This is a genomic window from Ideonella sp., from assembly GCF_041287625.1.
Lineage (GTDB): Bacteria > Pseudomonadota > Gammaproteobacteria > Burkholderiales > Burkholderiaceae_C > Ideonella.
The window spans coordinates 46,906-59,178 of sequence record NZ_JBGGNH010000010.1; the positions used below are offsets into that span (position 1 = coordinate 46,906).

The window sequence follows — 12,273 nt, forward strand, 5'->3', positions numbered from 1 at the left end:
GCGCGGCCTACATCGCATATGGCGGCACTCGGCAGAAGCCGGGTGCCGATCGCGGGCGACGAGATGTCAACACTTCGCCGCCGTGCGGGCATCAGGGCCGCTTGTCCAGCACTTGATCGATCAGGCCATAGGCCTTCGACTCGTGGGCGCTCATGTAGTAGTCGCGCTCGGTATCGGTCTGGATCTTTTCCAGCGACTGGCCGGTGCGCTCGGCGAGGATGCGGTTCAACTGCTCGCGGGTCTTCAGGATCTCGCGGGCATGGATCTCGATGTCGGTCGCCTGGCCTTGCGTGCCACCCAGCGGCTGGTGAATCATGATCTTGCTGTTCGGCAGCGAGAAGCGCTTGCCCTTGGCGCCTGCGGCCATCAGGAAAGCGCCCATGCTGGCCGCCATGCCGATGCACAGCGTCGAGACATCCGGCTTGATGAACTGCATCGTGTCGAAGATCGACATGCCGGCGCTGACGCTGCCGCCTGGCGAGTTGATGTAGAACGAAATGTCCTTGTCAGGATTTTCGCTTTCCAGGAACAGCAACTGGGCGACGACGACGTTGGCGCTTTGATCATTCACCGGGCCCACCAGGAAAATGATGCGTTCGCGCAGCAGGCGCGAATAGATGTCGTAGGCGCGTTCGCCGCGACCCGACTGTTCGATGACCATCGGCACCATGCCGAGAGCCTGGGTGTCCAGTGCGCTCATGAGAATCCTTCTGTGGGGCAACAGGGGAAAGATGGGGTCATTATGTCGCCCTGTAAAGCCCCTGATCGGGCAAAAAAAAGCCCGTCCAGGGGTGGTCGGGCTTCGATTGGATCAGGCCCGAAGTGGGCCGAACCCTTAGGCGGTCATCAGTTCGTCGAAAGGCAGCGACTTGTCGGTCACCTTGGCCTGGCCCAGCACGAAGTTGGTGACGTTGTTCTCGATCACAACGGCTTCCACTTCGGCCATGCGCTGGCGGTCGGACAGGTACCAACGCACCACGTCGGCCGGCTTTTCATAGCTTTGCGCCATCTCTTCGATGTGCGCTTGCAGTTGGTCCGGCTTGGCCTGCAGGTTGTTCGAACGCACCAGCTCGGAGACCACCAGGCCAAGGCGCACGCGCTTCTCGGCTTGAGCGGTGAAGATGCCGGCGGGGATCGGCGCGGTGTCCGCGTCCTTCACGCCGCGCTGCTTCAGGTCGGCGCGGGCACCTTCGGTCAGGCGCTCGACTTCGGAGTCGATCAGCGCCTTCGGCAGGTCCAGCTCGGCCACCTTGACCAGGGCGTCCATCACGGCAGCCTTGTTGCGGGCCAGCACGCGGAACTTCACTTCGCGCTCCAGGTTCTTCTTGACGTCGGCGCGCAGGCCTTCGACCGTGCCGGCTTCAATGCCCAGCGACTTGGCGAACTCGTCGTTCACTTCGGGCAGGTTCTGCGACTCGATCTTCTTCATGGTGACCATGAAGTCGGCTTCCTTGCCGGCCACGTCCTGGCCATGGTAGTCGGCCGGGAATTGCAGCGGGAAGGTCTTGGATTCGCCAACCTTCATGCCACGCACTGCTGCGTCGAACTGTTCCAGCATCTGGCCTTCGCCGACCAGGAACTGGAAGGCTTCGGCCTTGCCGCCTTGGAAGGGTTCGCCGTCGATCTTGCCTTCGAAGTCGATGGTGACACGGTCACCGGCCTCGGCGTACTGGTCGGCCGGGCGCTGCGCGAAAGTGCGACGCTGCTTGCGCAGGATGTCCACGGTCTTGTCGATCGCGGCTTCATCCACGTCGGCGCTGACGCGCTCGACTTCGGCGGCGCTCAGGTCACCGAGCCTGACTTCGGGATAGACCTCGAAGGTGGCGTCGAAGGCCATCGTGCCTTCGGGCGCTTCGTCCTTCTGGGTGATGTTGGGCGTGCCGGCGACGCGCAACTGGGCTTCGTTGGCGGCTTGCGAGAAGGCCTGGCCCAGCTTGTCGTTCATGACTTCGTACTGCACCGAGTAGCCGTAGCGCTGGGCCACGACCGACATCGGCACCTTGCCTGGGCGGAAGCCGTCGGCCTTGACCGTGCGTGCCAGCTTCTTCAGGCGCGAATCGACTTCTGTCGCGATCTCGGAGGCCGCCAGCGTCAAAGTGATGCGGCGTTCGAGCTTTTCGAGGGTTTCAACGTTGACTGCCATGATGCGAACTCTGATGTTGCGTGTGCTGTTGCGTAGTCTGGGCTGGTGCGCGGGGCCGGACTCGAACCGGCACGCCCGTGAAGGCGTCAGGACCTAAACCTGGTGCGTCTACCAATTTCGCCACCCGCGCGGCGTGCGCCCGGAACAAGCGGATGAAGCCTTGGCTTCACACCACCCGCGCCGGGCTGCCGGCCTGCCTGACTACTGCGTCGAGACCGGCCGCTTCTTGACGGGATCCTGCAGGGTGCCGGCAAAACCCGGCCTGACCCGACATGAAACCCAGAAACGGCCCGCCTCAGGCGAACCGGTAAACCGCGCATTCTATCGGCCTGCGAAGCGGACTTTGACAGACCGCCTCAAACTTCATCGAAAGCACCCCGGCAAGCGCCGGGGTTTTCTGCGACAAAAGGCTCTTCAGGCCGCCGTCACCGGCGGCAAGTCTTCCTGGCGCACGCGGAACCAGGCTGCGTACATGGCTGGCAGCGCCAGCAGCGTCAGCACCGTCGCCACGATCAGCCCGCCCATGATCGCCACCGCCATCGGCCCCCAGAAGGGGCTGCGTGACAGCGGAATCATCGCCAGCACGGCCGCCGCGGCGGTCAGCACGATGGGCCGGAAACGGCGCACCGCCGAGTCGACGATGGCGTCCCAGGTCGGCACGCCGCGCGCCCTGTCCTGCTCGATCTGGTCGATCAGGATCACCGAATTGCGCATGATCATGCCCACCAGCGCGATGAAACCCAGCAGCGCAACGAAGCCGAACGGCCGGTTCAGCAACAGCAGCGCCCCGGCCACACCAGCAATGCCCAGCGGCGCTGTCAGCACCACCAGCATGGCGCGCTGGAAGCTGTGCAGCTGCAGCATCAGCAGCGTGAGCATCAGGAAGCCCATCAGCGGCACGCCGGCAGCAATCGAACCCTGGCCCTTGGCGCTTTCGGCCACGGCACCCGCCACTTCGATCTGCATGCCCGGCGGCATGCGCTTTTGCAACTGCTGCAGCTCTGGCCACAGCTGGTTGCTGACCGATGCGCCTTGCATGCCCTCGGCCACGTCGCCCTGCACCGTGATCGCGAACTTACGCCCCTCCCGCCACATCACGCCCGGCTCCCAGCCGTAGCTGACCTTGGCGATCTGCGTCAGTGGAATGGACCGGCCACTGCTGGTCGAGACATAGGCGCTGCCCAGGTCGGTGACGGCCTGGCGCTCGGCCAGCGGCTGGCGCAGCACGATGTCGATCAGCCGGTCTTCCTCACGGTACTGGCCGATGGTGGTGCCAGACAGGCGCATGCGCGTGGCCTGGGCAATCGACTGGCTGGTCACGCCCAATGCGCGGGCCTTGTCCTGGTCCACGTCCAGGCGCAGCGACTTGACGCGCTCGTTCCAGTTGTCGTTCACGCCGCGCATGTTCGGGTTCGCCATCAGCAGCGCCTTGGCCTGGTCGGCCCAGATGCGCACCTGCGCCGCGTCATCGCCCATCACGCGGAACTGCACCGGATACGGCACCGGCGGCCCGTTGGGCAGCAGCTTCACGCGGCCACGCACCTCGGGGAACTCGGTGGCCAGCAGGTCCGGCAGGCGCTTGCGCAGTGTCTCGCGTGTCGCCAGGTCCTTGGGCAGCAGGGTGAACTGGCTGACGTTGGTCTGCGGGAAGACCTGGTCCAGCGGCAAGTAGAAGCGTGGCACGCCGCTGCCGATCCAGGCGGTCACCGCCTCCATGCCCGGCTCGCTGCGGAGGCGCTGCTCGAAGCGCAGCGCCACGCGTTCGCTTTCCATCTGCGTTGCGCCTTCGGGCAGCCACAGGTCGACCATGATTTCCGGGCGGCTGGAGTCCGGGAAGAACTGCTGCTGCACCCGGCCCATGCCGACGATGCCCAGCGCGAAGGTCAGCAGCGTCACGCCGATGGTGATCCAGCGGTGCGCCACGCACCAGTTCACCACCGAGCGGAAGCGCTGGTAGAACGGCGTGTCGAACAACTCGTGCACCTCGCCGGCCTGGTGGTCCTTGCGGGTCTTCAGCAGCCAGGCGCCGAGAAACGGCACGAAGTAGACCGAAACGACCCACGAGATCAGCAGCGCCGCAGCGGTCACCGCGAAGATCGCGAAGGTGTATTCGCCGACGGAAGACTTGGCCAGCCCGATCGGCAGGAAGCCGGCCGCGGTGATCAAGGTGCCCGTCAACATCGGCATCGAGGTGGCTTCGTAGGCGAAGGTGGCCGCGTGCATGCGGTCATAGCCCTCTTCGAGCTTGCGCACCATCATCTCGACCGCAATGATCGCGTCGTCCACCAGCAGGCCCAGCGCGATGATCAAAGAGCCCAGCGAGATCTTGTGCAGGCCCACGCCCCAGTAGTACATGGTGACGAAAGTGATCGCCAGCACCAGCGGGATGGTGATGGCGACCACCATGCCGGGCCAGATGTCCACGCGCAACGGCTTGAAATGCAGGCCCAGGCTGAGGAAGCTGACGATCAGCACGATGACCACGGCCTCGATCAGCACATGCACGAATTCACCCACCGAGCGCGTCACCGCGTTCGGCTGGTTCTGGATCTGGCTCAGCTCAATGCCCACCGGCAGGTCGGCCTTGATTTGCCCGGTGCGCGCGGTGAGCTGCTTGCCCAGCTCAATGATGTCGCCACCCTTGGTCATCGACACGCCCAGCGCGATGACCTGCTGGCCCTGGTGGCGCACCTTCACAGCGGGCGGATCGACGTAGTCACGCCGGATCTCGGCAATGTCACCCAGCCGCAGCGAGCTGGCCTGGCCGGTCGCCGGGTTGACCGCGCGGATCGGCATCTGCCGCAACTGCTCGACCGACTGCAGCGCACCGGCCACACGCAGTTGCAGGCTTTCGCTGCGAGCATCGATCAGGCCGGCGCTTTCCACCGCATTTTGTGCACCCAGCTGCGCAATGACCTGATTCAGGTCCAGCCCCAACTGGGCCAGCCGCTGCTGCGGGATCTCGACAAACAGCTTTTCCGCCTGCACGCCAAACAGCTGCACCTTGGCCACGTTGGGCACGCGCAGCAGCTGGTCACGCACGGTCTCTGCGTGCTGGCGCAGCTCTTCCGGCGAAAAACCGTCGGCCGACAGCGCATAAATCGAGCCGTAGACGTCGCCGAAGTCGTCGTTGAAGACCGGGCCGATGACGCCGGATGGCAGCGTCGAGCGCATGTCGCCGACCTTCTTGCGCACCTGGTACCAGGTCTCGGTCACGTCCTTGCCGGGCGTCGAGTCCTGCAGCTGGAAGATGGTGAGCGATTCGCCGGGCTTGGTGTAGCTGCGGATGATGTCGGCATGCGGCACTTCCTGCAGCGTGCGCTCGACCTTGTCGGTCACCTGCTCGGCCATTTCCTGCGCCGAGGCCCCCGGCCAGAAGGACTGGACCACCATCGCGCGGAAGGTGAACGGCGGATCCTCGTCCTGCCCAAGCTGGAAATAGGCCACGGCGCCCAGCACCAGCAGCACGATCATCAGGTAGCGCGTCAGCGGCGCATGCTCGAGCGCCCACCGCGAGATGTTGAAGCGCTCGCGGTGTATGCCTTGTTGTTGGCTCATGTCGGCGTGTCCTCGGTCCGGGCTCAGTGGGACGCCGCCGGAGCGGGCGTCATCGCGGGTGCGCTGGCCGGTGCCGGCTCCACATAACGCCTGACCTTCTGGCCGGGGTTCAGCATGTGGGTGCCGGCCGTGACCACCTCGTCGCCCGCCTTGAGCCCCCCGGTCACGACAACCGTGTTGCCATCCGCACCCGAAACGCTGACGACCTGCTGGCGCACCGTGCCGGCCGCCGCGTCCAACAGCCACACCGCACTCTGCCCCTTCAGCTCGATCAGCGCCGACAGCGGCAGCCGGATCACGCCGGCGCGGTCACCGCCGCTCACGCGAATGGTGGCGGTCTGTCCAAGCCGCAGCGGCGCACTGCCGATGTCGGCCTTGACCTGAAAGGTGCGCGTGGTGCTGTCGGCCGCCGCGGCGACCTCGTGGATCGTCACCGGTGTCGCTTCATTGCCGCCCCAGGGCTGCAAGGTCACGCTGCCGGTCTTGCCGATCAACGCGCGGAAATCGCCGATGCGGTCTTCCGGCACGTTGAACACCGCGTCGCGCGGACCATCGTGCGCCAGCCGCACAACCGGCGCGCCGGCGGCCAGCACCTGGCCAGGCTCTGCAGACACCGCGGTGATCACGCCTGCACTGTCGGCCACCAGGCTGGCATAACCGGTTTGGTTGCGCTGCACGCTCATCTGGGCCTTGGCTTGGTCCAGCTGGGCCTGGGCAGTCTTCTGCGCCAGGTCGTGTCTTTCCAGCTCGGCTTCGCCAATGAAGCCCTTGGCACGCAGCTCACGGTAACGCTTCAGGTCGGCGTCTGCCTGGATGAAACTGCTTTGCGCAGCCAGCAAGGCCGCTTGCGCCGAGGCCTGGCCCAGTTGCAGATCCTGCGGATCCAGCTGCGCCAGCACTTGGCCGGCACGCACCGTGTCGCCCAGGTTCACCGGGCGGCTTTGCAGCTTGCCACCCACGCGAAAGCCCAGCTGGGATTCGGTGCGGGGGCGAATCTCGGCGGCGTAGTCGCGGCTGCTGCGGGTGTTGTCGTCGCTCACCTTCATCGTGCGCACGGCACGCACCGGCTCTGGCGGCACTTCCTGTTTCGAACAGGCGGCCAGCCCCAACAGGGCCAGGGCTGCCAACATCGCGGCGACTCGTTGTGTTTGCATGGCGGGGCGATCCAGGTGCAACGGGAAACATGACAGGGCGAGCGCCCCTTCTCCCGGCGGTCGCTCACCCACTAATGACTGACTGGTCAGTAATGTAGAAGCTCTGCCCATCAGCGTCAATCGCATGTCGCGACCTGACAGGCATCGCGCGGCACGGCGCTTGGCCAGACAAGATTCCACTCGGGTCTGCAACAGCGCGCATGGACAATACGACGCTGTGAGCGTCGACCACTACGAAAACTTCCCCGTCGCCTCGTGGCTGTGCCCGCCGAGGCTGAGGCCGCCCATTGCGGCCATCTACTGGTTCGCGCGCACTGGCGATGACATCGCCGACGAAGGTGATGCGCCGGCCGAGACCCGGCGCACCGAACTGCAGGCCTACCGCGCCGAACTGCAGCGGGTGGCCCGCGGCGAAACGCCTGCGGCGCGCTGGGCGCCCATCTTCCGGCCATTGCAGCAGGCCATGCAACAGCACGCGCTGCCCCATGCGTTACTCGACGACCTGCTGGCCGCCTTCCTGTGCGACGTGGCCAACCCGGCGTACGCAACCCGCGACGCTCTGCTGGGCTACTGCCGGCTCTCGGCCAACCCGGTCGGCCGCCTGCTGCTGCACCTGCACCACATCGACGACGGCACCGCACTGGCACAGTCCGACGCGATCTGCAGCGCACTGCAACTGATCAACTTCTGGCAGGACCTCAGCGTGGACCTGCCACGCGGCCGCTGCTACCTGCCTGCGAGCGACCTGGCTCGGCACGGCCTTCAGGCCGACCGCCTGCAATCCGGCTCGGCAGCGCAAGCGATGGTGCGCGAACTGTGCGACTGGGCCCGCGAACTGATGCTGCAAGGCGCGCCGCTGGTGCACCGGCTTCCGGGCCGCGCAGGCTGGGAATTGCGCTTGGTGGTGCAGGGCGGGCTGCGCATTCTTGAGAAAATCGACCACATGCATCACCAAACATTGACGCAGCGACCCAAGCTGCGCCGCACCGATGCGCTGCCACTGCTGTGGCGCGCGCTGCGCATGCCCCGGCCCCGCCCTTCACTCGCGCTGCCCGCATGACAACGCCTCAGCAATACGTGCAAGAAAAAGCCGCCGCCAGCGGCTCTTCGTTCTACTACGCCTTCCTGTTCCTGCCGCCGGAGCGCCGCGCCGCGATCACCGCCTTCTACGCCTTCTGCCGCGAGGTGGACGACGTGGTCGACGAGGTGCAGGACCCGCAGGTCGCCGCGATCAAGCTCGCTTGGTGGCAGCGCGAGGTGGCGCAGGCCTTCGCCGGCCAGCCCAGCCACCCGGTCATGCGGGCGCTGATGCCGCTGGCCGCCGCCTACGGCATCGAGGCGCGCCACCTGGACGCGGTGATCGAGGGCTGCCAGACGGACCTGTCGCAAAGCCGCTACCTGGACTACCCGGCCCTGCAGCGCTACTGCCACCTGGTGGCCGGCGTGGTGGGTGAAGTCGCCTGCAGCATCTTCGGCCGCACGCAGGACAGCACCGTGGCCTACGCGCACAAGCTGGGTCTGGCGATGCAGTTGACCAACATCATCCGCGACGTGGGTGACGACGCGCGCCGCGGCCGCATCTATCTGCCGATCAGCGAATTGCAGCAGTTCGACGTCAAGGCCCACGAGCTGCTCAAGCGCGATGCGCCCTGGGGCTACAGCGAGCGCTTCACCGCGCTGATGCGCTTCCAGGCCGAGCGCGCCCACCGCTGCTACGACGAAGCCATGGCGCTGCTGCCCGAGGCCGACCGCGCCGCGCAGAAGCCCGGGCTGATGATGGCCAACATCTACCGCACGCTGCTGCGCGAGATCGAGCGCGAAAACTTCCAGGTGCTGCACCAGCGCATTTCGCTGACGCCGGTGCGCAAGCTGTGGATCGCCGCGCGCACCCACCTGCGCGGCAAATGAGCACGCCGGCCGCGCGCGTCGCGGTGATCGGCGCCGGTTGGGCCGGGCTGGCTGCAGCGGTCGAACTCTGCGCCGCCGGCCGCCAGGTCCTGCTGCTGGACATGGCGCACCAGCCCGGCGGCCGGGCACGCTCGCTGGCGCAAGGCGACTTGCTGCTGGACAACGGCCAGCACGTCCTGATTGGCGCCTACCGCGACACGCTGGCGCTGATGCGCCGCGTCGGCGCGTCGCCTGAACGCCTGCTGCGCCGCAGCCCGCTGACCCTGCGCTATCCGGACGGCAGCGGCCTGGTGCTGCCACCCGGCCCTGCCCTGCCGTCCTTCGCCCGCGGCGTGCTGGGCTGGCACACGCTGCCCTGGCGCGACCGTGTCGCGCTGCTGCTGCAAGCCAGCCGCTGGGGCCTGCAAGGCTTTCAGTGCGACCCTTCCTTGACCGTGCAGGCCTTGTGCCGTGGCCTGCCCGCCAGCGTGATGCTGGCCCTGATCGAGCCTCTCTGCGTGGCCGCGCTGAACACGCCTGCGGACCAGGCCAGCGCCCAGGTGCTGCTGACAGTGTTGAAAGACGCCTTGTTCGGCCCACGCGGCAGCGCCGACCTGTTGCTGCCGACCGCGCCGCTGCGAGCCCTGCTGCCAGACCCTGCCCTGGCTTGGCTGCAGCAGCGCGGCGCCGAATGGCGGCCTGGCGCACGCGTGCAGCAGTTGCACCGCCTGGCCGACGGTTGGCGAGTGCAGACCGATCAAGGGCAGGACGATGTGCAAGGCGTGGTGCTGGCCTGCAGCGCCATTGAGGCCAGTCGGCTGCTGGCGTCCCATGCGCCGGACTGGGCCGCCACCGCGCAAGCCCTGCGCTACGAACCCATCGTCACCGTCTGGCTGCGCAACCCGACACACCGTGCCTGGCCGGAGCCCATGCTGGCTTTGCAGGCGGACGCGCAAGCGCCAGCGCAGTTCGGCTTCGACCTGGGTGCACTCGGCGGGCCGGCCAACACGCTGGCGCTGGTCATCAGCGGCGCGGCGCCCTGGGTTGCGCAAGGCCTGCCCGCCACGGTCGCAGCGGTACGGCGGCAGCTGGCGCAAGCCTTGGGCAGCCGGCCCGAGTTCCACTGGGCAGACGCGCAAATCGAGCTGCTCGCCACGCGTGCCGAGAAGCGCGCCACCTTTGCCTGCACCCCGGCGCTGCAGCGCCCGTCGGCAAACCCCATGCCCGGCCTGCGGGTGGCGGGCGACCATGTGGCCGGCCCCTACCCGGCCACGCTGGAAGGGGCAGTGCGTTCCGGTCTGGCCGCTGCGCGCGCACTCATGGCCAGCTGAAATACCGGGTGGCCGGGACGACGAATTCGTGAGCACCTTCACGCCAAGCATTTCGCCATGCAAAAATGGTCGCAGATCCACGCTGCATTGCCATGACCAAAAAAGATCCCAACACGCCCAGCATCCAGGTGCTGGCACGGGCTTTTTCGCTGCTGGACGTGCTGGCCGCGCACCAGGATCCTGTGCCGCTGAAGGACCTGAGCGAGCGCACGGGGTTGCATCCGTCCACCGCGCACCGCATCTTGAACGACCTCGCGGCAGGCCGCTTGGTCGACCGCCCCGAGGCTGGCAGCTACCGGCTGGGCATGCGGCTCCTGGAGCTGGGCAACCTGGTCAAGGCACGGCTGGACGTGCGCGACGCGGCACTCGGGCCCATGCGCGAGCTGCACAAGCTGACGCACCAGCCGGTCAACCTCTCGGTTCGCCAGGGAGACGAGATCGTCTACATCGAGCGCACCTACAGCGAACGCTCGGGCATGCAGGTCGTTCGCGCCGTGGGTGGCCGCGCGCCGCTGCACCTCACCTCTGTGGGCAAACTCTTCCTGGCCTACGACGACCCGCAACGCGTGCGCGCCTACGCGACGCGCACCGGCCTGGCCGGCCACACACGCAACAGCCTGACGGAGATCGGCGCGCTGGAGCGCGAACTGAACCTGGTACGCCGACACGCGCTGGCGCGCGACGACGAGGAGCTGGAACTGGGCGTGCGCTGCATGGCCGCCGGCATCTTCGACGACCAGGGCAAGCTGGTGGCAGGCCTGTCCATCTCGGCCCCGGCAGACCGGCTGGAAGAGTCCTGGCTGGAGCGGGTCAAGTCCACTGCCGCGACGATCTCCGGCGCGTTGGGCCACCGGGTGCCTTGACGTACCGCATGTCGCCTCGGATCACCCACAAAAAAGCAGCCCTGAGGCTGCTTTTTTGTTGGGCGCGCCAGGCTTCAGATCGCTGGCTTGGCTGCCTGCGTTTCGGTGCTCGGCGCCAGCAGGCTGGCGGCGCCGGGCAGCGCTGCTGCGGTGCCGCTGGCCCGGGTCAGGCCGGTCGCGAGGCTGGGCGTCGTCGCCGCAGTCAAGGGCGCCGGGTTGGCCATCACCCATTTGCGGATGCGCTCGGCGTCGCCAATGCGGGAGTACTTGCCGGCCGAATCCAGTAGCACCATGATCAGCTTGCGGCCGGCCATCTGCGCCTGCATCACCAAGCATTGGCCCGCCTCGTTGATGTAGCCCGTCTTCTGCACGCCGATGTCCCAATCCGGGTTGCGCACCAGGCGGTTGGTGGTGTGGAACTGCATTTGGCGGTTGCCAATGGCAACCTGATGCTCGGGCGAAGTCGACAGCTCGCGGATCAAGGGCACATGCGAAGCAGCACTGACCAGCGAGGCCAGGTCACGTGCGCTGGACTGGTTCTGGCTCGACAAGCCCGTGGGCTCGACGTAGCGGGTGTCCATCATGCCGAGCAGCTTGGCCTTGGCATTCATCGCGCCGACAAAGGCCGGCAGGCCGCCCGGATAGTGCCGGCCCAGCGAATTCGCAGCCCGGTTTTCCGACGACATCAGCGCCAGGTGAAGCATTTCGCCGCGCGGCAGCTGGGTGCCGACCTTCAGGCGCGAAGAGCTGCCTTTTTCGGTGTCGACGTCGTCCTGCGTGATGGTCAGCACTTCGTCCATCGGCAGCTTGGCCTCGGTCACCACCATCGCCGTCATCAGCTTGGTGATGGACGCGATCGGCAGCACGGCCTGGGAATTCTTGTTCAGCAGGACTTCGTTGGTGTCCTGGTCCATCACAAAGGCCACGCCTGACTTCAGCGCCAGCGGGTCTTCGGTTTCATGCAGGCCGGCGAGCTGGCCAAACGAGCGCACTGGCGATGCGACGCTGGCGATCGTCTTGCGCGTGGCGACCACGGCATGGGTGGGTCGCGCCGCGCGAGTCTTGCTCGCCACCGCCTTGCGGCTGCCGGCAGCACTGGCAGACGATTTGCTCGCCGCCTTGCTGGCAGCACTGGAGGAAGAGGCTTTCTTGGCCGCCGAAGCAGCCGTGGCCTGGGCGGGCACCGCGATGCTGACGGCGAGCGCCAAGCCAAAGCCCAGTGCTCGCACCACATTCAATCGAATCTTGTTCATCGGTGCAGCGTCCAACGCCCTAAAAAAGTGGCCCCCAGATTGCTTTTGGCAAGCGCGCCGGAGAGCGCCTTACAGATTTTGTCC

9 protein-coding genes and 1 tRNA gene are annotated in these 12,273 nt (G+C 66.7%); 4 read left to right on the plus strand and 6 right to left on the minus strand.

Annotated elements, in window-relative coordinates; translation table 11 throughout:
- Positions 1 to 91 precede the first annotated feature (91 nt).
- The 5 genes from clpP to ACAH41_RS02375 form a co-directional block, all read right to left on the minus strand.
- Positions 92 to 700, minus strand: a complete 609-nt coding sequence (gene clpP / locus ACAH41_RS02355) for an ATP-dependent Clp endopeptidase proteolytic subunit ClpP (RefSeq protein WP_141285035.1) — start codon at positions 698 to 700, stop codon at positions 92 to 94.
- A gap of 135 nt (positions 701 to 835) precedes the next feature.
- Positions 836 to 2,143: a trigger factor gene (gene tig, locus ACAH41_RS02360; protein WP_325648805.1), complete on the minus strand. Its 1,308-nt coding sequence runs from the start codon at positions 2,141 to 2,143 to the stop codon at positions 836 to 838.
- A 43-nt stretch (positions 2,144 to 2,186) separates the two neighbouring features.
- A tRNA-Leu gene (locus tag ACAH41_RS02365) sits at positions 2,187 to 2,273 on the minus strand.
- 284 nt (positions 2,274 to 2,557) lie between these two features.
- Positions 2,558 to 5,701, minus strand: a complete 3,144-nt coding sequence (locus ACAH41_RS02370) for an efflux RND transporter permease subunit (protein WP_325648807.1) — start codon at positions 5,699 to 5,701, stop codon at positions 2,558 to 2,560.
- 23 nt (positions 5,702 to 5,724) lie between these two features.
- Positions 5,725 to 6,855 carry an efflux RND transporter periplasmic adaptor subunit gene (locus tag ACAH41_RS02375; protein WP_325648809.1) on the minus strand — a complete coding sequence of 377 codons (1,131 nt, stop codon included), beginning with the start codon at positions 6,853 to 6,855 and terminating at the stop codon, positions 5,725 to 5,727.
- Between the two features lie 217 nt (positions 6,856 to 7,072).
- On the opposite strand from ACAH41_RS02375, the gene hpnC reads away from it, so the two are divergent.
- The 4 genes from hpnC (at position 7,073) to ACAH41_RS02395 (ending at position 10,936) form a co-directional block, all read left to right on the plus strand.
- Entirely contained in the window at positions 7,073 to 7,915 is an 843-nt protein-coding gene (gene hpnC / locus ACAH41_RS02380) for a squalene synthase HpnC (protein ID WP_325648811.1), read from the plus strand.
- Complete coding sequence (gene hpnD, locus ACAH41_RS02385; RefSeq protein ID WP_325648813.1) at positions 7,912 to 8,763, plus strand: presqualene diphosphate synthase HpnD; 852 nt, start codon at positions 7,912 to 7,914, stop codon at positions 8,761 to 8,763. Before hpnC ends, hpnD begins: the two co-directional genes overlap by 4 nt.
- Complete coding sequence (gene hpnE, locus ACAH41_RS02390; RefSeq protein WP_325648815.1) at positions 8,760 to 10,073, plus strand: hydroxysqualene dehydroxylase HpnE; 1,314 nt, start codon at positions 8,760 to 8,762, stop codon at positions 10,071 to 10,073. Before hpnD ends, hpnE begins: the two co-directional genes overlap by 4 nt.
- A 92-nt stretch (positions 10,074 to 10,165) precedes the next feature.
- On the plus strand, positions 10,166 to 10,936 hold the full coding sequence (locus ACAH41_RS02395) for an IclR family transcriptional regulator (protein ID WP_325648817.1): 771 nt from the start codon (positions 10,166 to 10,168) through the stop codon (positions 10,934 to 10,936).
- A 74-nt stretch (positions 10,937 to 11,010) separates the two neighbouring features.
- Here ACAH41_RS02395 and pbpG read toward each other — a convergent pair whose 3' ends face one another.
- The gene (gene pbpG, locus ACAH41_RS02400) at positions 11,011 to 12,189 is read right to left on the minus strand and encodes a D-alanyl-D-alanine endopeptidase (protein ID WP_325648818.1); all 1,179 of its coding nucleotides are present in this window, start codon (positions 12,187 to 12,189) and stop codon (positions 11,011 to 11,013) included.
- Positions 12,190 to 12,273: the final 84 nt, after the last annotated feature.